Origin of the sequence: Alkalibacillus almallahensis (assembly GCF_011761495.1) — a bacterium.
In the GTDB taxonomy this organism is placed as follows: Bacteria; Bacillota; Bacilli; order Bacillales; family Alkalibacillaceae; genus Alkalibacillus; species Alkalibacillus almallahensis.
The window spans coordinates 33,831-57,731 of sequence record NZ_JAASRU010000011.1 but is presented as its reverse complement, the minus strand read 5'-3'; the positions used below and the strand labels follow the sequence as shown (position 1 = coordinate 57,731).

The window sequence follows — 23,901 nt, the reverse complement described above, 5'->3', positions numbered from 1 at the left end:
TACAGACTACACAATAGAAAAAGGTGATCTTAATGGATGATAAACTCTATACATTTATTGGTGTTGGTATTGGACCTTTTAATTTAGGTTTAGCCGCATTAACTGAAGATTTGGATGACGTCGACAGAATCTTTTTCGATGAAACGCCGAAAATGAATTGGCATCCAGGCATGCTAATTGATGGGATGGATTTACAAGTATCGTTTTTAGCCGATCTGGTGACATTCGCAGATCCAACGAGTCGGTATTCGTTTTTAAATTATTTGCATGACCATGAACGACTATATAAATTTTTCTTTTATCATCGTTTAGAAATTCCGCGTCAAGAATATAATGATTATTTACAATGGGCAGCAGCTCAGATTAATGGCCTTTATTATGGTCATCGCGTGGTAGATGTGATTGATCATCAAAATGATTCTGAACCCCATTATGAAGTAGTTGTAGAAGACGTCGAGCAAGGTGAGACGTCACATTATTATACAAAGCATGTCGTGATGGCAACGGGCTCAAAACCGCTTGTGTTAAATGCAGCGGAAGATTTGCCCGAAGAAGATGTGTTGCATACGAGTCAATATTTAGAACATAAAGATGAATTGTTAAAGTCTGACCATGTGACGGTGGTCGGTTCAGGCCAAAGTGCAGCAGAAGTCTTTTATGATTTATTACAAGAGCGGAAAAATTATTCTTTTCATATTACGTGGTTTACGCGCAGTAAAGGGATTTTCCAGCTTGAAGCAGCTAGTATTGGACAGGAGTTTTTCTCTCCGAAGTATGTGGATTATTTCCATCAATTAGAGTTTGATAAACGTATGCGGACATTGGAGACGTTAGATCCGTTGCGTAACGGGGTGGATGTGAAGACGTTGGATCATATTTACCATTTATTATATAATTTCTCGATTGGTGAAACAGACCCACAAGTAACGATTCAACCGTTAACGGAAGTCAATGACATTAAGCAGAAAGACGGTTCATATGAATTGGTCTGTCAGCAGTGGCAGGAAGAACAATCGTTTGAGTATGACACTGAAAAAATAGTGTTAGCGACAGGGTATAAGCCTGATATTCCTAAATGGTTTACGGACCGCTTTGAAGACAGAGTTAAATGGGAGAATAAAGATAAGTGGATGTATGATTTGACGCGTGAGTATCGCCTGCAATTCAACGATGAACGTGATCATCAGTTTTATGTGGTGACGAATATTGATCATTCTCATGGGACAGCGGCGACGAATTTAGGGCTTGCTGTTCAACGGAATATGGAAATTATTAATGATATCGTTGGAAAACAGGTTTATAAAGCGCAGGATCATGCGATTTTCCAACAATTTCGCTATGAATAGGACTGGGTGAAGTCGTTTGATTTTATAGGTAACGGGAATAGTGTTAATAACAAAAACGATGAGGTCAAGGAGGGGTTCGCTATGTTTAAACGGATTGCGTGTCTCATGACGAATGACTTCGAAGACCGAGAGTACACAGACCCAGCCTATGCGTTTCGTGAAGCGGGACATTCAGTAGAAACGATTGGAAAACTGAGTGGCCAAGTGGTAAAAGGAAAGCGCGGGGAAGTGGAAGTAGCAGTTGATTATGGTATCGATGATCTCAGTCCAGATGAATTTGACGCGTTGTTTATCCCTGGAGGCTTTTCGTCTGATCAATTGCGCGCAGATGACCGATTTGTTCAGTTCGCTCGTGATTTTATGGAACAAAATAAACCCGTATTTGCGATTTGCCATGGACCACAATTATTGATCACAGCTAAAACTTTAAAAGACCGTCATGTCACAGGTTATGATTCTATTGTCGTCGATTTAGAAAATGCAGGTGCTATTTATCATGACCAGCCCGTTGTCGTCTGTCATAACCTTGTAACGAGTCGAAACCCTGATGATATTCCAGATTTTAATCGTGAATCCTTAAAACAGTTATGAGCTAGATTCATCTAGCTCATAACTTGTTCATAGAAGGTGGTGAGTTCGTTTGATTATAACAGAACGAGAAGATTCATTTATCATGATTCGCCAACATGATCATGCGCTTGTAAGCGGCGAAATAGCGAAGCAATGGTTATCTAACATTTTCGAAGGAGAAAAGTGGCGCGATCAAGTGGAATATGCCGTGTCTCATCATGACTATGCTTGGATTCCTCTAGATGCAGAACCTATTTGGAACGATGATAAAGGTCAGCCGCATTCATTTATGGATTATCCCGTCAAACCGAAAGTCGAGCATTATTCATGGGGAGTCGACCAGGTTCATAAACAGTCGGCATATGCAGCTCTATTATGCAGTTGGCATTATGCGTCATTTTTTGACCAACAATCTGATGATCCGATCATTTCCGAATTTATTACCCGGGAAATAAATCGACAACAATCTATTAAGCAACAATCATTACCCGGGCAATCTGAACAAAACTTTCATTTTAAGTTACTGCAATTCTGCGATGATTTGTCGCTTTATATGTGCTTAAATGAACCAGGAACACCCAAACATGAAGAGGTTAAAATGTTCAAAGATGGGTTCAGACAACACTTTCAAGGCTTGGACGAGCCTATACAAGCAAAATGGTTAGACGAACAACGAATTGCTGTTTCGCCTAACCCATTTAAGGAGCCATTTCACCTGACAATTCCAGTTAAAGAAGTGGATAAAGAATTAATTAACAGTCGCGGTCTTCAGCAAGCGTTTGACTTAACGGAATTTGATGAACGCCATGTCTATTTAGTTTAATTTTCGAATATTAAATTCGTGATCAAGCAATGCCCAGTTCTGAGGAAAAGCTAAGCCGAGTTTCCAGTAACTAATCCCTCGCAACCCTTTTTCTTTAATAAGGTCGAATTTAGCTTGAATACTTCTAGCGTCTTCAAACCAGACTTCGTGTTGGTTGCCATCTTCATCCCAATAATAGAAGTAGGGTGCTTGCGCTTCCTCATCGAATTCGATCGCTTGATTGTACTCGTTTGCCAGTTGAATGCCTTGATTGGGACTAATGGCTTGAGCAGGGTCGCCGCCTTCTTCATAAGGCAATGTCCAGTCATAGCCATAAGTATTTTGACCAAGCATAATCTTATCGGCAGGAATTTCAGTTAAAGCGTATTCGACCACATCGGTGACGGGACCAATCGGCGATACGGCCATTGCTGGACCACCACTATAACCCCATTCATACGTCATGAGCACAACGAAATCGACAATGTCACCGTGGGCAGCATAATCATGTGCTTCATACCACGCACCTGTTTGTTCAGCGCTTGTTTTCGGTGCAAGAGCGGTAGAAATCATCAAACCTTCTGGTGATAAACGGTCTTTTGCGGTTTGGAGAAATTGATTATAAGCCTCTCGCATATCTGTAGGTAAAAACTCAAAGTCGAAATGAATATCTTGATACCCAACTTCGTTTGCTGTTGCGATGATTTGGTTAAATAATTCATCTTGTACTTGCTGATTCGTTAATATTCTACGGCCAAGTTCCTGATCGAAGGAACCATCGCGTAAATTGGTGATGACCATCATAAGTGCAGTCTGATTCTCGCTAGCAATCTCAGGTAATGGTTCAATTGGTGGTGGTGTTAATGTACCGTCATCATTTACTTCATAACTAAATAATCCTAAGTACGTTAATAAAGGTGTACGATTCATTGCAGATTCAATCAGTTGATCGCTCACTGTATCCCCGAACGGTTCGACATAGGCATTAGTTGATATAGTGGTTTTGGATGGCTGAGGAATAGATAAGACTTGCCCGATCATTAAGGGTTCATTGTAATTCAAATCATTATACTCAGCTAATTCTTCAAACGGGATATTCAGTTTTTGACCAATAGAATAAAAACTGTCACCAGCTTGCACTGTATACTCATCATTAAGGATGACGAGTGTTTGCCCGACGACTAAATCATTTGGTGTTTCTAATTGATTAATCATAATCAATTCATCTGCTGATGCTTGATAACGATTGGCGATTGAATATAAGGAATCACCTCGTTCGACGACATGAATTAACATAAACGCACTCCTCTCACTTATTCTTTATGAATTTATGAGAGGTCAATCGTTAATATGCATCCATGCCATGTTATAATGGGTTTAGGTGATATAGATGCATGAAACATTTATGGATGAAGCGATCGAACAAGCGAAGCAAGCAGAAGCTATAGGAGAAGTGCCAATTGGCGCTGCGATTGTATATGAAGATCAAGTGATCGCTATTGGATATAATCAACGAGAGACGTCGCAATTAAGTGTAGCGCATGCGGAAATGATCGCGATTGAAGCGGCTAACCAGCAAATCGGGAGTTGGCGTTTAGAAGATTGTACACTCTATGTCACGTTAGAGCCCTGTCCGATGTGTGCAGGCGCGATTGTTCAATCACGTATTCCTCATGTTGTATATGGTGCTACAGATCCTAAGGCAGGGTGCGCTGGTACGCTTATGAATTTATTAGACGATGATCGGTTTAATCACCGTGCGACTGTTACATCAGGTGTGAAGGAAGCAGAATGTGCGTCGTTATTAACTGATTTTTTCCGTCGTTTAAGGAAACAAAAAAAGTCGACATAATTTGTTAACGAATTGGATTTCTTTGTTATTGCAAATTCGGATTAAACGTAATATACTAGTATATGCGCTTTTGAAAAGGCGCTCTATAATTAAATGAACACTTGCCGTGCTAGGTGGGGAGGTAGCGGTGCCCTGTAACCCACAATCCGCTATAGTGGGACTGAATTCCCGTCTGAGGTAAAGTAGCTTTAAGGTCTGACGTCAGTGCACAGTGTTGACGTCTGGGTCCTGTGCAACGAGAACCCGTGAACCCTGTCAGGTCCGGAAGGAAGCAGCAGTAAGCGGCCCCTCTTGTGTGTCGCAGGGCAACCTGGACCGAGCTAGAATCTGACGTAACGCTTATGAGTTACTTTATCGAAGATGGGTGCACGGCGTACATAATGATGACAACTCACCTGTTAAGCGGGTGAGTTTTTTTAAGATATTACAGCGTTTACGAAACAATTGTATTACGTTTTGAAATGTCTGAATCGAATCGGTTATAATGGAAGAAGAGAAACTAAAGGAGATTACGTCCATGGCCTATCAAGCATTGTATCGAGTGTGGCGACCACAACAATTCACGGATGTTGTCGGTCAATCGCATATTACTAGAACGCTACAAAATGCGATTCTACAGTCTAAAGTCGCCCATGCTTATTTATTTACAGGACCACGCGGGACAGGGAAAACAAGTGCGGCGAAAATATTTGCTAAAGCAATTAATTGTAATTACGCCCCTGTCGAGGAGCCATGTGGTGAATGTGATGCATGTCGTGGCATTCAAGACGGTTCGATTTCAGATATTATAGAAATAGACGCCGCTTCTAATAACGGTGTAGATGATATTCGTGAGATTCGAGATAAGGTGAAGTACGCGCCTAGTGCTTTGACTTATAAAGTGTATATTATTGATGAAGTGCATATGTTATCGACAGGTGCATTCAATGCTTTACTCAAAACTTTAGAAGAGCCACCTGAGCATGTGATGTTTATCTTGGCAACGACTGAACCACATAAGATTCCATTGACGATTATATCGCGTTGCCAGCGCTTTGATTTTAAACGAATTTCTCAACAAGCTATTGTTGATCGCTTAAAATTAATCCTCGATGATAGTGATATTCCGTACGATGATCATGCGATTGTTCATGTTGGTCTAACCGCTGAGGGTGGTATGCGTGATGCGTTAAGTATACTTGATCAAGCGATCGCCTATAGTGAAGATGGCCATATTCATATGGAAGACGTGTTAGCAGTAACCGGCTCGATTGCCCAAGAACAGTTACTGGCAATGATTGAATCGCTCATTCAGCAAGATGGGAAGCAAGCTTTAACGCTACTCGACCAAATGATTCAAGAAGGGAAAGATCCGAGTCAGTTCGTTTTTGATTTTATCAACTTCTTACGTGATTTGTTAATGTACAACAGTGCAGATGGCATGGAAGAAGCGCTTGTTCGCGCGATTCCGAATGAGCAATTTCATCAAGTGCGTCAACAACTGACAGGTTATTGGTTAGAAGAAGCAATTTCAGTCTTAAACCAAACGCAACAAGATATGAAATGGACCAATAGCCCGAAAATTTTAGTTGAAGTGGCGCTATTAAATATTCGCGAACTACCTAGTGAAGCTGAAGAACAACAGGGATCTGCCGCATCACCAGAACTGTTACAACAGATTGCGAACTTAGAGAAGGAACTGAAGACACTAAAAGAACAGGGTGTCCCGCAGGCTAATCAATCACAGGCGCCACAAGAAGCACCTAAGCGCCAACAAACCAACCGTCAGAAGCAATATAAAGTCCCATATGAAAAAGTGCGCCAAACGCTATCGAACGCTACAAAAGACGATATTCAATCGGTTCGTCATAATTGGGCATCTTTTATGGAGCAGTTAAAAAAGACAAGTCCACCTGCCCATGCTAAACTAGTGAATAGTGAGCCTAAAGCTGCTTCACCACAATCACTTATTATAGCATTTGAATATGAAATTCATTGTAAGCTCATTGAAGAAAACCAAGAAATGATTGAAACAGCTTTAAGTGAATATATTGGTAAAAGGCTGACGATGATTCCAATTCCAAAAGATGATTGGCAGCCGATTCGAGAGGATTTCTTAAATCAACAATCAGATGATGAAACAGAAACAGTTGCACCAAACGAATCAACCGAACATGAGGAAGAAAGTAACCCAGCTGAAGAGGAACAAGTCATTACCGAAGCTCAACAGTTATTCGGGGATGATTTTGTGGAAGTGAAAGATTCTTAATAAAATATTTGATTGAAAGGGATGGATTATATGAATAATATGATGAAACAAATGCAGAAAATGCAGAAGAAGATGATGAAGGCGCAAGAAGAATTACATGAGATGTCCTTTGAAGCGACTGCTGGTGGCGGAATGGTCAAGGTTGTCGCTAGTGGTAAAAAAGAAATTACCGACGTTGAAATTAATGAAGAAGTCGTCGACCCAGATGATGTTGATATGCTACAAGATTTAATTATTGCAGCAACGAATGATGTGTTGAAACAAGTAGATGACACAACAAACGAAAAGATGGGTGAATTTACGAAAGGTATGAATATGCCGGGAATGTTTTAGGAGGCCATGCTAATAAATGTATTATCCAGAACCAATTACGAAGCTAATTGATAGTTTCACAAAACTGCCAGGTATAGGTCCAAAAACTGCCGCTCGCCTGGCATTTTTTGTGTTAGAAATGGAAGAAGACGATGTATTAGATTTTGCAAAATCACTCGTCAACGCCAAACGTGAGCTAACGCATTGTAGTACATGTGGTCATATAACGGATCAAGATCCATGTAGTATTTGTAGTGATGAATCGCGTGATGGAACAGTCATATGTGTGGTGCAAGATCCAAAAGATGTCATTGCGATGGAAAAGATGAAAGATTTCCAAGGCAAGTACCACGTATTACACGGAACGATTTCACCAATGGAAGGAATTGGACCAGAAGATATAAACGTATCGACGTTGATTGAGCGACTTAAAGATGAGCAGGTAGAAGAACTAATCTTGGCGACGAATCCGAATGTGGAAGGGGAAGCGACAGCGATGTATATCTCACGTCTCGTGAAACCATCAGGCATTCGTCTATCCCGAATTGCACATGGATTACCTGTCGGAGGCGATTTAGAATACGCTGATGAGGTGACGTTATCGAAAGCACTAGAGGGACGTCGCGATTTATAATTGAATGAAGTTCTAATCGTGCTAATACGCGCATATGATTCTACTAGGACAAGCGAAAGGAGTTCTAGTATGGATCCAATTGTCGTGGTATTAGCACTTTTAGCTTTAATTATTTTATTGTTGCTGTTTGGTGTGCCTGTTAGTATGATGCATTGGTTATCTAAAGGTGTATTTAAAATAGTGATAGGGGCATTGTTTATTTTCATTGCTAATGTGTTTGGTGCAATGTTTGGTTTACATATTCCGATTAATTTATTTACATCTGTTGTTGCAGGATTCTTAGGCGTGATGGGTGTAGGAGCATTAGTGGCCATCCATCTGTTAATCTTATAGAGTTGTTGAAGGTAAAGCGAGTGCAGTATTGCATTCGCTTTTAATTTTATAGCTTTGCTAAAGTCCGTTGTTGAATTGCGATCCGCTTTCGGTGGACGCTTTCCGCGGGCACGGCTCGAGCCTCCTCGGAAGCTAAAGGAACTTCGGCTAAGTTCCGGACGTCAATCACAAACGCCGAAGTGACCCACATCCTGTGGGCCTCTGGGGGTCTCGAGACACGTGCTGTTCCCACAGGAGTCGCCACCTTCGCTCCTCACAAATCAACAATTAAGTGCTACATCAATCGAAAATCAACACTATACTTTAACAGTCCTGTTTTATAAAAAGTTTCATAGAACATGTATAAGAATCTATTAAGCTGGGGATGATAGGTAGTGGAGGTGGAACCGATGAATCAAATGACCTTTCACTACTGCCAAGTGTGTGATCAATGGAAAGCGCAAGGAATCTATGTTTTAACGAATTTTATTTGTCAGTCATGCGAGCGTGCAATAGTTCAAACGAATCCTGAAGAAGAGCAGTATCAATATTACGTTGAGAAAATGAAATCTCGTCCGTTAACAAATCAGATGTTGATGTAATCTCCTCTCCTATTTTTTATAGAATAATTTAAAAGACGCAACGACTTTAAATTTAACAGTCGTTGCGTCTTTTAAATTGGCTTTGTTATAGTTTAGTGTTTATTTTTAAATAACAAAGTATTGAGTTGTTGAATTGTGAGTAGCGTTGGTGTCGACATTAGTCTTCTGGGTCGTCGATGGTATAGCGCGTGTCTCGAGATCCCGCTGTGATACAGTGATACAGCGAAAAAGGCGCATGATACAGCGCAATTGGTGCTCTATACAGCGAAATCTCTCCATTATACAGCGAAAACATGCTTACATACAGCGAAACCATCGCTTGATACAGCGAAACTCCCAACACATACAGCGAAACTAAACTATACACCGAAAGTGGATCACGATATCAACAACGGACTTTAACAAAGCTTTTAAATTTAGAGCGTTTATTCAGGATCTTCTCCAATAATCCGAACTTCTCGTTCAAGGTCAACGCCAAAGGTTTCCTTGACTGTATTTTGCACAAGTTCAATAGATTGAATGTAATCCGTCGCTGTTGCGTTATTCTTGTTCACGATAAATCCAGCATGTTTAGTGGACACTTCAGCACCGCCGACGCCTTTACCTTGTAAATGACTGTCTTGAATGAGTTTACCTGCAAAGTAACCAGGTGGGCGCTTGAAGACACTGCCGCAAGATGGATATTCTAAAGGTTGTTTGGATTCACGTTTATACGTTAAATCATCCACGGTGGCTTTGATGTTATCGTATTGGCCTGGTTTTAAGACGAATAAGGCTTCTAAGACGATATAGCCTTTTTCAGGGATGTTGCTGTGGCGATATTGTAGGTCAAAGGCATCAGCTGAAAGGGTCAGTAAGTTGCCATCAGGGTCCACCACAACGGCTTCTTTTAAGACGTCTTTGATTTCGCCTCCATATGCGCCAGCATTCATGAACAATGCTCCTCCTACTGTGCCGGGGATCCCGCAGGCGAACTCTAATCCTGTTAGTTGTTCGTCTAACGCACGGTAGGAAACATCTATGATTCGAGCGCCACTTTGTGCAATCATTTCATTTCCTTCGACTGTAATGTCTTTTAATTCTTTCAGGCTTAAGATAATCCCGCGAATGCCACCGTCTTTGACGATTAAATTCGATCCATTACCGAGAAGGGTGAATGGGAGTTGTTCACGGTTAGCCAATTTCACCACTTCTTGAACGGCTTCGTAGGAGGAAGGCGTGACGAAGTAGTCAGCTGCGCCGCCAAGTTTTGTATACGTATGGTTTCTTAAGGGTTCGTTAATCATGATATGGTCATCATCAAGTATTTGTTGTAATTGTTGTTCGATCGATGCATTAGTTGCCATGCAGTTCATCACCTCAACGCTTTGATTTTACGCGTATGAATGGTTTGTTATAGACGCGTCAGTTTATATTATTCTTATTATAACACGAAATGAATATTTACCGTTTGATGCAATGTGTTTTGAGACTTTTTTCGTGTAAAATAGGGTTATCAACGAATGAAGATTAGGTGATTAAATTGGATCAAAGCCAGAAACCGCTTGTTGACTCTTTAAAAGAGCATATAAGTAATTCACCGCACTCCTATCATGTCCCGGGGCATAAAAATGGGCAGTTATTTCCGGATGAGTTTGCTGATTGGCGTCCGTTTTTAGCTTATGATGTAACGGAATTGCCTGGTTTAGATGATTTACATGAACCGAGTGGAGCTATTGCTCAGGCACAACAATTAGCGGCACATTATTATGGTGTGGATGAGACGTATTTCTTGGTGAATGGGACAACGGCTGGTAATTTGGCGATGATTATGGCGACTTGTGAAGCGGGTGATCACGTATTAGTTCAGCGCAACAGTCATAAATCGATTATGCACGCACTTCATCTAGTAGGTGCGAGGCCGATATTTGTGACGCCAGATTTTGATCAAGCAACGGGCCGATTTAGTTCACTGCGTGCTGAGGTAATGGCTGAGGCTATAAGTAGCTACCCAAGTATTAAAGCGGTTGTGTTAACGTATCCTGATTATTTCGGTGCCACGTATGATTTAAAATCAATTGTAAAGGAAGCACACGCTCGTCAGATTCCTGTTTTAATAGATGAAGCTCATGGGGCTCATTTTAAAGTGAGTGATGCCTTTCCGAAATCTGCGGTTGATTGTGGTGCAGATGTTGTGGTTCAGTCAGCCCATAAGACACTGCCAGCCCTTACGATGGGGTCATTCTTACATTTGCAGTCAGCTTATGTGTCAGCTAACCTTTTAAAATATTATTTACAAGTGTTTCAATCAAGTAGTCCGTCTTATTTAATTATGATGAGCTTAGATTTAGCTCGTTATACAGTTGCGAATCTACATAAGGAAGACGTGAAGAAGACGCTAGACTGGATTGAAAAGTTTAATAAGATGATTGATCAGCTCGATGGTTTTCAAGTGTCAGCGGTTCGTAAAGGTGTTGATGATCCATTAAAAACGATTATAACGTCGGATCGTTATAATTTACACGATGTGTTAATGTGGTTGCATGAGAATGGGATTGATGCTGAATTAGTCAGTGAACAACAGCTATTATTGATTCATGGCTTAAATTTAGACGATGAATCGTGGGAAGAGCGAATAAGAACCATGACGGATTGTTTGAAAGGCATTCCATTTAAGCCAAACCATGATAGAATAGAAACTAATATCTCATTTCAAAGTGGTATTGTGCGTCTACCGTATTCTTATAAAGATTTGAGGCAATTCAGCCAAGTATTTATCAATTTTCAGGAAGCGATTGGTCGGATTGCTGCTGAGTCGATCACCCCTTACCCGCCAGGAATTCCTGTCATCGTAGAAGGGGAAATCATTACGTCTGAAGCGGTAGAGATGATTGAACAAGCAAAAGCTGAATCTGTCCATATTCAAACGGCAGGTTCATCTAGTCATACACAGATTAAGGTTTATTCTATAGAGTAAAGGAAGAGTGTTGTGAGCGGATTATTTATTACATTTGAAGGTGGAGAAGGCGCTGGTAAATCAACAGTGATTCAATATATTGCGGATCAACTTGAGCATAAAGGGTATCACGTATTAATGACGCGAGAGCCAGGTGGCATTGATATTGCTGAGAAGATTCGCCAAGTGATCTTAGACCCTGGCCATACAGCGATGGATGCGCGAACAGAAGCGCTATTGTATGCAGCTGCGCGCCGTCAACATTTAATTGAAAAGGTTATCCCTGCATTAGAAGATGGTAAAGTTGTTTTATGTGACCGTTTTGTCGATAGTAGTTTGGCTTATCAAGGACATGCTCGCGGTTTAGGAATTGACGATGTGTATGATATTAATAAATTTGCGATTGAGGATTGTATGCCAGATTTAACGATTTTATTTGATCTCGATCCTCAAATCGGCTTAGATCGGATACAAGATAATGATCAACGTGAGAAAAATCGTCTTGATTTAGAGAAGCTTGATTTCCACCAAAAAGTAAAAGAAGCCTATGATCTATTAAAAGAACGTTTTTCTGATCGCATTCAGAGTATCGATGCTCATCAACCGATTGAAGCGGTACAACAAGCGTGTGAAGCGACAGTTAATCAATATTTAGATCATCGATTTCAAAAATAATGCTTTATGAGTGCTAAATTGTCAAAAAACTTGTTATAATAGTAATAAGTATAGAGTCAGTTAAGAGGAGGATAAGGATGAAACTAATCCTTGCGATTGTACAAGATAAGGATGCTAACCGCTTGGCAGATGCGTTGGCAGACAATGATTATCAATCAACTAAGTTATCATCGAGTGGCGGTTTTTTAAAGGAAGGTAACACGACATTGATGATTGGTGTTCACGAAGACCATGTTGATCACGCGTTAGAAATCATTGAAGATAATTGTAGTCACCGTGACCAAATGGTAGCTCCCATTTCACCAATGGGAGGCAATGCAGACTCTTATATTCCGAAGCCAGTCAAGGTCGAAGTAGGTGGGGCAACCGTCTTTGTATTACCTGTTGACGCCTTCCATCAATTTTAAGCAGGAGTGACTGATTGTGAAAGTAACTCAAGAAATGCGTGCGCAATTAGAGGCCACGCAGCAAAAACAACCCAAACAAATGAATATGAAATCGTCATTCCAAAGCGTGGTCGGACAAGAAGCTCAGAAAATGAAGGAATCTGAGCTTAACCGCTTGCTAGGTGATTTAACCAAGCAAGGTGAAAAAGTGGCGAAATTTCGCTCCTTCCCTGACCTAGGCAAATACAAACAAATGGTTCGTCAATTTATTCAGGAAGCGACTAATTATGGTTTGGAGCTTGAACAGTCGCGGAAATGGGACTTAAATGGCGGAAACCAGACGTTATCAATTGTGAAACAAGTCGATGAAAAATTGGTTAAACTGACGGATGATGTGTTAGATCAAGAGAAAAGCTCCATTGATGTATTAGATGATATTGGTGAAATCAAAGGACTTCTTATGAATTTATATGCTTAAATAGAACAGGATGACGTTAATGGAAACGTGGGCACAGTTACAAGAATTACAACCTGTTGCAACCCGTATGCTACAAAACAGTATTGTTAAAAATAGAATGGCACACGCTTATTTATTCCATGGGCCAAAAGGGACTGGCAAACAAAACGCCAGTCTTTTATTTGCGATGCGGTCGTTTTGTGAAGAAGCTGTAGAAGAATCGAGTGAACCTTGTGGGGAATGTCGGTCATGTAAGCGAATTAAATCAGGCAATCACCCTGATGTCCATTGGCTAGAACCAGAAGGACAATCGATTAAAAAAGAACAAATCGAATTTCTGCAAAAAGAATTTACATACACAGGCTTAGAATCCAATCAAAAAGTTTATATCTTATCAGAAGCTGACAAAATGACAACCAATGCGGCTAATCGCTTATTGAAATTCTTAGAAGAACCTAGCCAGCAGACGGTAGCGATTTTAATGACTGAGAATGTGGGTTCTGTGCTGAATACGATTTTGTCACGTTGCCAACGTATACAATTCCATGCTTTGAATCAAAATGACTTAACACAGCAATTTATCGAACAAGGTATACCTGAGTCTACGGCACAAATTTATGCAGCCCTTAATTTTGATTTAAACGAAGCTATGACTTATGAAGAGGATAGTTGGTTTGCCGAAGCACGAAAAATAGTGATACAATTAATAGATAAAGTCATGAATCCTAAAGAAGAAGGATATCTGTTCCTCCATCAAGTGTGGCTACAACATTTCCAGGAACGCCACCAGCACGAGCTAGGAATAGATTTACTAACATTATGGTATCAAGATATTATTTCATACCATTTAGATCGACAAGATCGTATCGTTTTAATTGATCAAAATGACCGATTAAAGCAATTTCAATATACGATGACATTACATGAAGCCAAAGCGTGTGTATATGAATTGCTTCAAACGAAACGTAGGTTAGCCTACAATGTTCACAATACACTTGCAATGGAACATTTAGTCCTTCAATTGCAGAGGTGATAAACGTGATAGAAATTATTGGTGTCCGCTTTAAACAAGTGGGTAAAATATATTATTTTGACCCAGGAGAGCTACAATTAACAACTGAAGATTATGTCATTGTTGAAACGGCTCGCGGGATCGAGTTTGGTCGCGTTGTGATTTCAAATCGTCAAGTTGATGAAGAAGATGTTGTCTTACCGCTTAAGAAAGTGATTCGGGAAGCAGATGACAAAGATAAATTGACGGTAACTGAAAACAATGAGATGACAAACCAAGCGATTAATGAATGTTCGAGTAAGATTAAAGAGCATCAACTCGATATGAATTTGGTTGATGCAGAGTATACATTTGACCGTAACAAAATTATTTTTTATTTTACGGCAGATGGACGTGTGGACTTCCGTCATTTAGTGAAAGATTTAGCGTCAGTGTTTAAGACACGGATTGAATTACGCCAAATTGGTGTGCGTGATGAAGCTAAGATGTTAGGCGGAATCGGGCCTTGTGGACGTATGCTTTGTTGTTCTACTTTCTTAGGTGACTTTGAACCTGTCTCAATTAAAATGGCAAAAGACCAAAACTTATCATTAAATCCAGCCAAAATTTCTGGATTATGTGGCCGTTTGATGTGCTGCTTAAAATATGAGAATGATATGTACGAAGAAGCTAAACAAGAGCTACCTGATATTGGTGAAAGCCTAACAACTTCTAACGGATCTGGTAAAGTTGTCGGCTTGAATATGTTAGAGCGTCTTGTGCAGGTTGAGTTAACAGAAATGGAACGCACAGTTGAATATACAGTTGATGAATTAATTGATGAAGGCGCCATTAAAGTGCCAGCAACAGAGTAATGAGGTGGATGTTGTGAACAAGAAGGAAGTGTTAGAGCGTTTTTCTCATTTAGAAAAACAGTTTGAAGAATTACAGCAAGATTTTTCGTTGTTGAAAAACGATCTCGTTCAACTAATGGAAGAAAATCATCAATTATCGCATGAAAACCATCATTTGCGTCAGCGTGTAGACGATTTAACACAGGATGAACCCGCTAAACATGAACATAAAGCTGCCAAACGAGTTGGCGAAGGCTATGATAATTTGGCGCGTATTTATGAAGAAGGCTTCCATATTTGTCACGTCTATTTTGGAACACCAAGAGAAGAAGAAGACTGTATGTTTTGCTTAAAGTTTTTTAACTAGATAGATTCACTGAACATCCTTTACTGCTATGTGTAGTAAAGGATGTTTATTGTTAGCGTGTTTATGATTATTAGAAGAGAGGTTTAAAGGGCATGGTAGAATTAAAAGGTGATGAACGAATTGACTACTTATTTACCGATGATGAACGGCAAGTGATTCAAAGCCCGTCAGCGTTCGCATTTTCAGCTGATGCTGTCTTGTTAGCTGATTTCACATATTTACCAATTAAACGTGGTCGCGTCATGGATTTGTGTACAGGTAATGGCATTATCCCGTTGTATTTATCTAAGCGTTCCAATGCTTCAATTTATGGCGTTGAAATTCAAGAACGGTTATATGATATGGCGTTACGTAATGTTAAACTTAACCAACTAGAAGATCATATCGAAATGATTCATGGTGACCTTCGTGAGGTATCGAAACAGTATAATCAACAGTTCGATGTTGTGACGTGTAATCCGCCTTACTTTAAAACGGATTCGAAAGAGAAACAAAATAATAATGATTATTTAACGATCGCAAGACATGAGGTTTATGGTGGGCTAACTGATGTGTTACAAGCCTGTAGTCGTCTGGTTAAATCAGGGGGCAAAGTTTCGATGGTTCATCGTCCCAATCGTTTAGTTGAAATCATGACCTTAGCTGAAACCTTTCAATTAGCGATCAAACGACTAAAGTTCGTCCATGCCAAACCGAATCGAGATGCGACCATGGTATTAATCGAGTTTTTAAAAGATGGAAAATCAGATATTAAAGTCGAGCCGCCGTTTTATATTCATCAGGAAAACGGAGCGTACACGGATGCGATGAAGGCGATTTTACATGGCTAGAAAGGAAGAATTTTCAAATGGTTCAGATTCAAAAAAGTTTCGGTAAAGACCAGAGCTCAACTTTATACATCGTCCCAACGCCGATTGGAAATTTAAATGATATGACATTCCGTGCGGTGGATGTCTTAAAACAAGTCGATTTAATCGCTTGTGAAGATACACGGCAAACGAAGAAACTATTAAATCATTTTGAAATAGAAAAATCATTAGTCAGTTTCCATGAACATAGTGAGGAATCAAAGCGGGCAAGTTTGCTAGCTGATTTAGGTGAGGGGAAATCGATTGCTTTAGTGAGTGATGCTGGTATGCCACTCATTTCGGATCCAGGGTACACATTAGTGCGAGATGCACGCGAAGAAAGGCTTCATGTCGTTGTGTTACCAGGTGCCAATGCAGCATTAACCGCTTTAGTTGGCTCAGGGTTACCAACTGATACGTTCACGTTTGCTGGATTTTTGCCGAAGAAAGATCAAGACTTACGAAATCGTTTAAAAGAGTTAGATCGGACAGGAAATACTTTGATTTTTTATGAGTCGCCTTACCGTGTAAAGCAAACTTTAAAACGGATGGCTGATGTATATCATGCGTCTCGCCGAGTAACACTGGCTAGAGAGCTAACTAAAACGTTTGAAGAGTATGTGTCTGGAACCGTTGAGGAAGTTTACGAGTGGGCTTGTTCAAATGATGCCACTATACGTGGTGAATTTTGCATCACTGTAGAGCCAGCTGATCAAACAGATGAGGAAGAAGACCGTTGGTGGGAATCCTGGTCAATTATTGAACATGTTGATTACTATAAGTCTGAGGAAGGTATCAAAACGAAAGCTGCAGTTAAAAAAGTCGCCTTAGATCGTGGTATTTCAAGTCGTGATATTTATGATGCTTATCATGAGTCCTAAACATAGAAAAAGCGGGGCATCATAACCCCGCCTTCTCACTTTAATTCATTTTCTTTTGGATTTCATTAATTAATTGTTGTGCGCCTTCTTTACTAAGAACGATGTTTCCGTCGCCAACCATGATGTTGTCGTTAGAAACCTCTCCAGTAATTTGGCAAGCCATATTAGGTTGGTATTTCTTTAAAACAATTTGATCGTCGTCAACGTAGATTTCTAGTGCGTCTTTAACGTTGATGTCTAATGTACGACGAAGTTCAATTGGAATAACTACTCGTCCTAATTCATCGACTTTTCTTACAATACCAGTTGATTTCATTTTGTTTCTCCCCTCTCGATCATAATTTCGCTATCTTTCGAGACTAAATTTACCACTCTTTGTATGTATAGTCAATTAATTAAAGTATATTTACTAGTAAAGTGTTTCAAATTGAAACAACATACATGAATGGTGTAGATGTGTCTTAAAGAAATAGGATGTACAATGAAAAACAATGGAAATTAACGCTTAAAATCGTTACAATAGAACCTAACTGAATATATTAATGATTATGTTCTATCTTAGTCCATTGTTGGAATTGTGATCCGCTATCGGTGGACGCTTTCCGCGGGCACGGCTCGAGCCTCCTCGGAAGCTAAAGGAACTTCGGCTAAGTTCCGGACGTCCTGTCCGAACGCCGAAGTGACCCACATCCTGTGGGCCTCTGGGGGTCTCGAGACACGTGCTGTTCCCGTGACGGCCCGGACGGCCTAATGTCGACGTTGGTCACAGGACGTGACCGCTTTTAGTCGACCAGGAGTCGCCACCTTCGCTTCTCACAATTCAACAATTTAGAGCTAGCTTTATAAATCTTGAAACTAAAATTTTAAATAAGCTTATAATAGCTATATAGGAGGTTTCTTAATGCCTGAGGAGAAGAATACGTTTTATATTACAACACCTATTTACTACCCAAGTGGCAACTTACATATTGGCCATGCGTATACAACGGTCGCAGGTGACGCGATGGCTCGGTATAAACGATTAAGAGGCTATGATGTCATGTACTTAACAGGTACTGATGAACATGGCCAAAAAATTCAACGCAAAGCGGAAGAAGAGGGGACTTCTCCGAAAGAGTATGTGGATGGCATTGTAAGTGGTATTCAATACTTATGGGATAAGCTAGATATTTCTCATGATGACTTCATACGTACAACTGAGGATCGTCATAAAGTCATTGTCGAGAAAATCTTTGATCAACTCGTCCAACAAGGCGATATTTATTTAGATGAATATGAAGGTTGGTACTGTACACCTTGTGAGTCCTTCTTCACTGATCGTCAATTAGATGATGGTCATTGTCCAGATTGCGGTCGTCCAGTTGAACGAGTTAAGGAAGAATCATATTTCTTTAAGATGAGTAAATATGTTGATCGTTTAGTGCAGTTTTATGAAGACAATCCAGGCTTTATCCAGCCAGAATCACGTAAAAACGAGATGCTAAGTAACTTTATTGAACCAGGTTTAGAAGACTTAGCGGTATCAAGAACGACTTTCGAGTGGGGTGTAAAAGTCCCTGGTGATCCTAAACACGTAATCTATGTTTGGGTTGATGCATTATCCAACTATATTACAGCTTTAGGTTACGGAACAGATCATGACGAACGCTATCAAAAATATTGGCCAGCTGATGTACATTTAGTTGGTAAAGAGATTGTTCGTTTCCATACCATTTATTGGCCAATCATGCTTATGGCCCTTGATTTGCCACTTCCAAAGAAAGTGTTTGCTCATGGTTGGTTACTCATGAAAGATGGCAAAATGTCTAAATCAAAAGGTAACGTCGTCGACCCAGTTGATTTAATTGATCGTTATGGTTTAGATGCGCTTCGTTATTACTTATTACGTGAAGTCCCGTTTGGTTCTGATGGTGTCTTTACGCCAGAAGCATTCGTGGAGCGTTCAAATTATGATTTAGCCAATGACTTAGGTAACCTATTAAATCGTACAGTAGCCATGATTAATAAGTATTTTGATGGTCATGTGCCAGCGATTAATCTAAATGAAACAAGTTATGATACAGACTTAATGAAGTCAGCAGCGGAAACGAAGCTAAAAGTCGAAGAAGCGATGGACGAGATGGAATTCTCGGTTGCCCTTTCGACGTTATGGCAATTTATCAGTCGCACGAACAAATATATCGATGAAAATGAACCTTGGGTATTAGCTAAGGATGACGCACAACGCGATCGTTTAGGTAATGTGATGGCTCATTTAGTCGAGTCTCTTCGCAAGATTGCTATTATGCTTCAACCATTTTTAACGTCTACACCGAAAAATATCTTTGATCAGCTTGGCATTCAAGATGAGGCGGTACAAACATGGGATAGCATTGCTGAGCATGATCTTCTTCAAAACGTACAAGTCGTGAAAAAAGGTACACCAATCTTCCCTCGTCTTGACACAGAAGAAGAAGTTCAGGCGATTGTAGATATGATGACGAAAAACTCACCAAAACCGACTGAAGAAGCGGAAAATGAAAATGAGCAAAATGAAGACCAATCAGAGGAAATCACTATTGATGATTTCTTTAAGATCGATTTCCGCGTTGGTGAAGTCATTCACGTGGAACAAGTTCCGAAGACAGATAAATTATTAAAAATACAACTTGATTTAGGCTATGAGAAGCGTCAAGTTGTTTCGGGTATTGCAGAGCATTATGGTGAGCAAGATCTAATCGGTCGAAAAGTGATTTGTGTGAGCAACTTAAAACCAGCAAAACTTCGCGGTGAATTATCAGAAGGTATGATTCTAGCCGGAGAAGACGACAATGGTCATTTAAGCCTCGCAACCATCGATCAATCCTTACCAAACGGAACACAAATTAATTAAAAGATAAAAAAGGGGCGAATTTCGTCCCTTTTTCATGTATATGAAAAGGAGTGCAACGTCATGTTATTTGATACACATGTGCATTTAAATGCTGATCAATTTATGGAAGACCGTGATGAAGTCATTCAACGAGCTTTAGATGAAGGCGTTACTGAAATGGTAGTCGTCGGTTTCGATCGTAAAACTATTCCTATAGCCATCGAAATCGCTGAACAATATGATTTCATCTACGCAGCAATAGGCTGGCATCCAGTTGATGCGATTGATATGCAAGATGAGGACTTACAATGGATAGAAGAATTAAGCGCTCATGAAAAAGTTGTCGCCATTGGAGAAATGGGCTTAGATTATCACTGGGACAAATCACCCAAAGACGTACAAAAAGACGTATTCCGTCAACAAATCGCTTTAGCTAAACGCGTGAATATGCCAATTATTATTCATAACCGCGAAGCAACAGCTGATATTGTTGAGATTTTAAAAGAAGAACAGGCAGGAGAAACTGGCGGCATTATGCACTGCTATAATGATGATGTCTCTTACGCAAAAGAATGTTTAGACTTAGGATTTCATATATCTTTAGGGGGGCCTGTCACGTTTAAAAATGCGACAGATCCCAAAATCGTAGCCCAAGAGGTACCGCTTGAGAAGCTATTAATCGAAACGGATTGCCCATTTTTAGCTCCGCACCCCAATCGAGGCAAACGTAATGAGCCAGCTTATGTGAAACTCGTCGCTGAGAAAATTGCTGAACTCAAAGAGATCTCAGTTGATGAAGTAGCAAAAGAAACAAATAAAAATGCCAAAAATCTATTTCGCATATAATGAAAAAACCGTTCATAAAATAAAATGACCCACGTACGTATAAATCAAGTATGCTTGGTTAATGATGGTTTTAGGTATCAAATAGCGACCAATTTGTAAACAAATATCAAAGATTGTCATCAAAATGTAATGTGTAAATAGGACTTTTTTAGTTGACTTATTGGTATAGGGTGCCTATAATCGGTTGCGTACAAGGAGGCATAGTTTATGGCAAATTTTGAACAGGCGAAAGGAAGCGGACGTCGCTTCACGTCGAAACACATGTCTATTATTTTCTTTTCAGTGTTAATTGCCTTTTTCTCAGTTGCCATGTTTATCAGCGATGCAATGAAAGCTGAAGTTTCAGTCTCTATAAACGGTGAGGAAGAAACTGTTCATTCAACGGCTGACACCGTTGAAGGTTTATTGACTGAAATAGACTTAGAGGTTGGTAAACATGATGAGTTGTCTAAGTCATTAGACGCTCCAGTAGAAGATGGAATGGAGCTTACTTACAAAGAAACAGATGAAGTCGTCGTTACAATTGGAAATAAATCAAATCATTACTATACAACAGAAGATAACGTACAAAACTTTTTGAATGATGAAGGAATTGAGCTATCCGAAAACGATCAAATGTCCGTTTCGGCTCAAGATGATATTCGCAATAATATGCATATCGCAATCAATAAAGCTCTTGAAGTCACCATTAATGATGGTGGTGAAAAACAAACAGCTCATGTTCCTAATCAAACGGTAGAAAATCTATTAAACAAGCAAGGGATTGCATTAGATGACAATGATCGTATCAATGTGGATCCTACTGAAAAAGTAAAAGATAACCGTACAATCGAAATTGTTCGCGTTTCTACAGAGTATGAAACAGTCGAAAAAGATGTTCCTCATGAAACAGAAACACGTGAAGATGATTCGATTATGCAAGGTGATAGTGAAGTCGTTCAATCAGGTCAAGATGGTAAAAAAGTGGAAGAATACAAGATTACCAAAGAGAACGGCGAAGAGGTTTCTCGTGAACTAGTTGAAGAGGAAATCGTTGAGGAAAGTGAAAATCGTGTGGTCGCAAAAGGAACAAAGCAGCCAACACAAACAGCACAATCTAGCTCATCAAATGAGTCGAGTTCACAATCATCAGATGTTCAACAAGTTTCTGAATCATCTGGTGGCTTTCAAACGTTTACTTCAACGAAATATACAGCAGACTGTAGTGGCTGTTCAGGCTATACAGCAACAGGTGTAAATGTTAATAATAAAACAACTCATAATGGTATGAGAATAATTGCTGTTGATCCTAGTGTTATTCCGTTACATTCTAGAGTAGAAGTGAAAACACCATCTGGTTCATTTACTGCTATTGCACTTGATACAGGCGGTGCTATTAACGGTAACAAGATTGATATTTTAACTAATTCAAGATCGGACGCACTCCAATGGGGCCGTAGATCTGTTCAAGTTCGAGTACTTGATTAATATTTTCGCCTTTGGAAGAATCCTGCTATACTATGAAGGTATAGCAGGATTTTTTATGTTGAAGTTGATATGAATAAAAGTGAGGCATTGATTTGAAAATACAAGAAGTTATCGTCGTAGAAGGTCGTGACGACACAGCTAAAATAAAGCAAGCGGTAGACGCTGATACGATTGAAACAAATGGTTCAGCTATTGACCAGCCAACTTTAGAACGAATTAAGCACGCACAGGCTAAACGCGGTGTGATTATTTTTACTGATCCAGATTTTCCAGGTGAACGGATTAGACGGATTGTGCAACAAGAAGTCCCAGGGTGTAAGCATGCTTTTATGCCAAAAGATGAAGCAAAAGGCTCGAATGGACTAGGGGTAGAGCACGCTACGAAACAGGCGATTCACGAAGCACTGGAAGCTGTTTATGAACTACGTCAGACATCTTATCAGCCTATAGAGTGGCGTCCTTATTTACTGGAATATGGGTTAGTAGGTGGGGCGGGTGCTAAACCACGGCGTGAGCGTTTAGGTGAGCGATTAAAAATTGGCTATGCGAATGCTAAACAATTAGAAAAAAGATTAAACATGTTTCAAATCACAGTGGATGAATTCGAATCCGTTATGGATGAGATCTTGAAAGAGGAGCGACAGCAACCATGAAACCGATAGCGACAATAACACGGACGAAAGAAATTATGGAGCGTCATCAATTATCTTTTAAGAAAAGTTTAGGGCAAAATTTCTTAGTTGATGTTAATATTCTTGAAAAGATTGTGTCCAAAGCAGGTATTGATGATGAAACAGTGGTGATCGAAGTCGGTCCAGGGATTGGTGCATTAACTGAACAATTAGCTAAAAAAGCTGAACATGTTTATGCGTTTGAAATTGACGGGCGCTTAATCGATGTTTTAGAAGATACGATGTCGCCTTATCCGCAAGTGACAGTGACCCATCAAGACATTTTAGAGGTTGATTTAAATGCATTTATTGCTGAACATGTTCCTGAGGGTAAACAGGTCAAAGTTGTGGCAAATTTACCGTATTATATTACGACACCCATTTTAATGAAGTTGTTATCACGTCAGCTTCCAATTGAGTCGATCACAGTCATGATGCAAAGGGAAGTAGCTGCTCGCATGGCTGCGGCTCCGAATTCTAAGGATTATGGGTCGTTATCCATTGCTGTCCAGTATTATACCGAATCTGATGTCATTATGACGGTTCCGAAAACGTGTTTTGTCCCGCAACCTAATGTTGATTCAGCGATTTTGCAATTAAATGTTCGAAATCAGCCATATGTCACTGTTAAAGATGAGGCGTTGTACTTTGAGATTGTTCAAGCAAGTTTTGGTCAACGTCGGAAAACGTTACGTAATAATTTAAAACGTGCTTTTAAAGAATTGGATGCATCGACACTTGATCAAGTGTTTGCAGAATCGAATATTGATGGGACAAGGCGGGGAGAATCGTTAACGCTTAAAGAGTTCGGATCTTTAAGCGATGTCATGAGCCATTATGTAAAAAATAATTGATCTTCGCTCTGTTATAGTCCGTTGTTGATATTGTGATCCGCTGTCGGTGGACGCTTTCCGCGGGCACGGCTCGAGCCTCCTCGGCCCAAAGGCGTGGCCTGCGGGGTCTCGAGACTCGTGCTGTTCCCGCAGGAGTCGCC

At 40.1% G+C, this 23,901-nt stretch carries 26 protein-coding genes and 1 other RNA gene; 24 read left to right on the top strand and 3 right to left on the bottom strand.

The annotated features are described in order from the left end of the window. Nucleotides 1-32 precede the first annotated feature (32 nt). From FHR85_RS10425 to FHR85_RS10415, 3 genes are all read left to right on the top strand, one after another. Nucleotides 33-1,346, top strand: coding sequence for a lysine N(6)-hydroxylase/L-ornithine N(5)-oxygenase family protein (locus FHR85_RS10425; RefSeq protein ID WP_167262950.1), 1,314 nt, complete (start codon nucleotides 33-35; stop codon nucleotides 1,344-1,346). An 81-nt stretch (nucleotides 1,347-1,427) separates the two neighbouring features. Beyond that, nucleotides 1,428-1,937 carry a type 1 glutamine amidotransferase domain-containing protein gene (locus FHR85_RS10420; RefSeq protein WP_167262948.1) on the top strand — a complete coding sequence of 170 codons (510 nt, stop codon included), beginning with the start codon at nucleotides 1,428-1,430 and terminating at the stop codon, nucleotides 1,935-1,937. A gap of 49 nt (nucleotides 1,938-1,986) precedes the next feature. Further along, a complete protein-coding gene (locus FHR85_RS10415; RefSeq protein ID WP_167262946.1) occupies nucleotides 1,987-2,739 on the top strand; it encodes a DUF3891 family protein in 753 nt (250 codons plus the stop codon). On the opposite strand, the gene FHR85_RS10410 is transcribed toward FHR85_RS10415, so the two are convergent. Next, nucleotides 2,731-4,014, bottom strand: coding sequence for a glycoside hydrolase family 18 protein (locus tag FHR85_RS10410; protein ID WP_167262944.1), 1,284 nt, complete (start codon nucleotides 4,012-4,014; stop codon nucleotides 2,731-2,733). The two genes, FHR85_RS10415 and FHR85_RS10410, sit on opposite strands and share 9 nt — an antisense overlap. A 94-nt stretch (nucleotides 4,015-4,108) precedes the next feature. On the opposite strand from FHR85_RS10410, the gene tadA reads away from it, so the two are divergent. From tadA to FHR85_RS10375, 7 genes are all read left to right on the top strand, one after another. Beyond that, nucleotides 4,109-4,570, top strand: coding sequence for a tRNA adenosine(34) deaminase TadA (gene tadA / locus FHR85_RS10405; RefSeq protein WP_167262942.1), 462 nt, complete (start codon nucleotides 4,109-4,111; stop codon nucleotides 4,568-4,570). A gap of 104 nt (nucleotides 4,571-4,674) precedes the next feature. Continuing rightward, an RNA gene (gene ffs, locus FHR85_RS10400) (signal recognition particle sRNA large type) lies at nucleotides 4,675-4,942 on the top strand. 145 nt (nucleotides 4,943-5,087) lie between these two features. Next, nucleotides 5,088-6,818 (top strand): DNA polymerase III subunit gamma/tau, encoded by a 1,731-nt coding sequence (dnaX, locus tag FHR85_RS10395; protein WP_167262940.1) that lies wholly within the window; start codon nucleotides 5,088-5,090, stop codon nucleotides 6,816-6,818. A gap of 12 nt (nucleotides 6,819-6,830) precedes the next feature. Then, on the top strand, nucleotides 6,831-7,151 hold the full coding sequence (locus FHR85_RS10390) for a YbaB/EbfC family nucleoid-associated protein (RefSeq protein WP_167262938.1): 321 nt from the start codon (nucleotides 6,831-6,833) through the stop codon (nucleotides 7,149-7,151). Nucleotides 7,152-7,167: 16 nt separating this feature from the next. Continuing rightward, complete coding sequence (gene recR / locus FHR85_RS10385; protein ID WP_167262936.1) at nucleotides 7,168-7,764, top strand: recombination mediator RecR; 597 nt, start codon at nucleotides 7,168-7,170, stop codon at nucleotides 7,762-7,764. A gap of 69 nt (nucleotides 7,765-7,833) precedes the next feature. Continuing rightward, a complete protein-coding gene (locus FHR85_RS10380; RefSeq protein WP_167262934.1) occupies nucleotides 7,834-8,097 on the top strand; it encodes a pro-sigmaK processing inhibitor BofA family protein in 264 nt (87 codons plus the stop codon). 389 nt (nucleotides 8,098-8,486) lie between these two features. Further along, entirely contained in the window at nucleotides 8,487-8,678 is a 192-nt protein-coding gene (locus tag FHR85_RS10375; protein ID WP_167262932.1) for a sigma factor G inhibitor Gin, read from the top strand. Nucleotides 8,679-9,103: 425 nt separating this feature from the next. Here the strand turns inward: FHR85_RS10375 and murB are convergent, their stop codons facing one another. Continuing rightward, a complete protein-coding gene (gene murB / locus FHR85_RS10370) occupies nucleotides 9,104-10,024 on the bottom strand; it encodes a UDP-N-acetylmuramate dehydrogenase (RefSeq protein WP_167262930.1) in 921 nt (306 codons plus the stop codon). Between the two features lie 176 nt (nucleotides 10,025-10,200). Here murB and FHR85_RS10365 point away from each other — a divergent pair, with 176 nt between their 5' ends. From FHR85_RS10365 to rsmI, 9 genes are all read left to right on the top strand, one after another. Beyond that, a complete protein-coding gene (locus FHR85_RS10365) occupies nucleotides 10,201-11,634 on the top strand; it encodes an aminotransferase class I/II-fold pyridoxal phosphate-dependent enzyme (RefSeq protein WP_167262928.1) in 1,434 nt (477 codons plus the stop codon). A gap of 12 nt (nucleotides 11,635-11,646) precedes the next feature. After that, nucleotides 11,647-12,288 carry a dTMP kinase gene (gene tmk / locus FHR85_RS10360; RefSeq protein WP_167262926.1) on the top strand — a complete coding sequence of 214 codons (642 nt, stop codon included), beginning with the start codon at nucleotides 11,647-11,649 and terminating at the stop codon, nucleotides 12,286-12,288. Nucleotides 12,289-12,365: 77 nt separating this feature from the next. Then, the gene (locus FHR85_RS10355; RefSeq protein ID WP_167262924.1) at nucleotides 12,366-12,695 is read left to right on the top strand and encodes a cyclic-di-AMP receptor; all 330 of its coding nucleotides are present in this window, start codon (nucleotides 12,366-12,368) and stop codon (nucleotides 12,693-12,695) included. Between the two features lie 16 nt (nucleotides 12,696-12,711). Beyond that, on the top strand, nucleotides 12,712-13,152 hold the full coding sequence (locus FHR85_RS10350; protein ID WP_167262922.1) for a YaaR family protein: 441 nt from the start codon (nucleotides 12,712-12,714) through the stop codon (nucleotides 13,150-13,152). Between the two features lie 19 nt (nucleotides 13,153-13,171). Beyond that, nucleotides 13,172-14,164, top strand: coding sequence for a DNA polymerase III subunit delta' (gene holB, locus FHR85_RS10345; RefSeq protein WP_167262920.1), 993 nt, complete (start codon nucleotides 13,172-13,174; stop codon nucleotides 14,162-14,164). 5 nt (nucleotides 14,165-14,169) lie between these two features. Continuing rightward, nucleotides 14,170-14,997, top strand: coding sequence for a regulatory iron-sulfur-containing complex subunit RicT (locus FHR85_RS10340; RefSeq protein ID WP_167262918.1), 828 nt, complete (start codon nucleotides 14,170-14,172; stop codon nucleotides 14,995-14,997). A gap of 13 nt (nucleotides 14,998-15,010) precedes the next feature. After that, nucleotides 15,011-15,343: an initiation-control protein YabA gene (locus FHR85_RS10335; RefSeq protein WP_167262917.1), complete on the top strand. Its 333-nt coding sequence runs from the start codon at nucleotides 15,011-15,013 to the stop codon at nucleotides 15,341-15,343. Between the two features lie 92 nt (nucleotides 15,344-15,435). Beyond that, nucleotides 15,436-16,173 carry a tRNA1(Val) (adenine(37)-N6)-methyltransferase gene (locus FHR85_RS10330; RefSeq protein WP_167262915.1) on the top strand — a complete coding sequence of 246 codons (738 nt, stop codon included), beginning with the start codon at nucleotides 15,436-15,438 and terminating at the stop codon, nucleotides 16,171-16,173. A 17-nt stretch (nucleotides 16,174-16,190) separates the two neighbouring features. Next, on the top strand, nucleotides 16,191-17,072 hold the full coding sequence (gene rsmI / locus FHR85_RS10325; RefSeq protein ID WP_167262913.1) for a 16S rRNA (cytidine(1402)-2'-O)-methyltransferase: 882 nt from the start codon (nucleotides 16,191-16,193) through the stop codon (nucleotides 17,070-17,072). 40 nt (nucleotides 17,073-17,112) lie between these two features. Here the strand turns inward: rsmI and FHR85_RS10320 are convergent, their stop codons facing one another. Beyond that, nucleotides 17,113-17,388 (bottom strand): AbrB/MazE/SpoVT family DNA-binding domain-containing protein, encoded by a 276-nt coding sequence (locus FHR85_RS10320; RefSeq protein WP_167262911.1) that lies wholly within the window; start codon nucleotides 17,386-17,388, stop codon nucleotides 17,113-17,115. 585 nt (nucleotides 17,389-17,973) lie between these two features. Between FHR85_RS10320 and metG the strand changes: the two genes are divergently transcribed. The 5 genes from metG to rsmA all read left to right on the top strand — a co-directional run bounded on the left by metG (nucleotide 17,974) and on the right by rsmA (nucleotide 23,761). Continuing rightward, nucleotides 17,974-19,944 (top strand): methionine--tRNA ligase, encoded by a 1,971-nt coding sequence (metG, locus tag FHR85_RS10315; RefSeq protein WP_167262909.1) that lies wholly within the window; start codon nucleotides 17,974-17,976, stop codon nucleotides 19,942-19,944. A 60-nt stretch (nucleotides 19,945-20,004) separates the two neighbouring features. Then, nucleotides 20,005-20,769 carry a TatD family hydrolase gene (locus FHR85_RS10310; RefSeq protein WP_167262907.1) on the top strand — a complete coding sequence of 255 codons (765 nt, stop codon included), beginning with the start codon at nucleotides 20,005-20,007 and terminating at the stop codon, nucleotides 20,767-20,769. A 207-nt stretch (nucleotides 20,770-20,976) separates the two neighbouring features. Then, nucleotides 20,977-22,236 carry a 3D domain-containing protein gene (locus tag FHR85_RS10305; RefSeq protein ID WP_167262904.1) on the top strand — a complete coding sequence of 420 codons (1,260 nt, stop codon included), beginning with the start codon at nucleotides 20,977-20,979 and terminating at the stop codon, nucleotides 22,234-22,236. Between the two features lie 92 nt (nucleotides 22,237-22,328). Then, on the top strand, nucleotides 22,329-22,889 hold the full coding sequence (rnmV, locus tag FHR85_RS10300; RefSeq protein ID WP_167262902.1) for a ribonuclease M5: 561 nt from the start codon (nucleotides 22,329-22,331) through the stop codon (nucleotides 22,887-22,889). Further along, nucleotides 22,886-23,761 (top strand): 16S rRNA (adenine(1518)-N(6)/adenine(1519)-N(6))-dimethyltransferase RsmA, encoded by an 876-nt coding sequence (gene rsmA / locus FHR85_RS10295; RefSeq protein WP_167262900.1) that lies wholly within the window; start codon nucleotides 22,886-22,888, stop codon nucleotides 23,759-23,761. Before rnmV ends, rsmA begins: the two co-directional genes overlap by 4 nt. Nucleotides 23,762-23,901 lie beyond the last annotated feature (140 nt).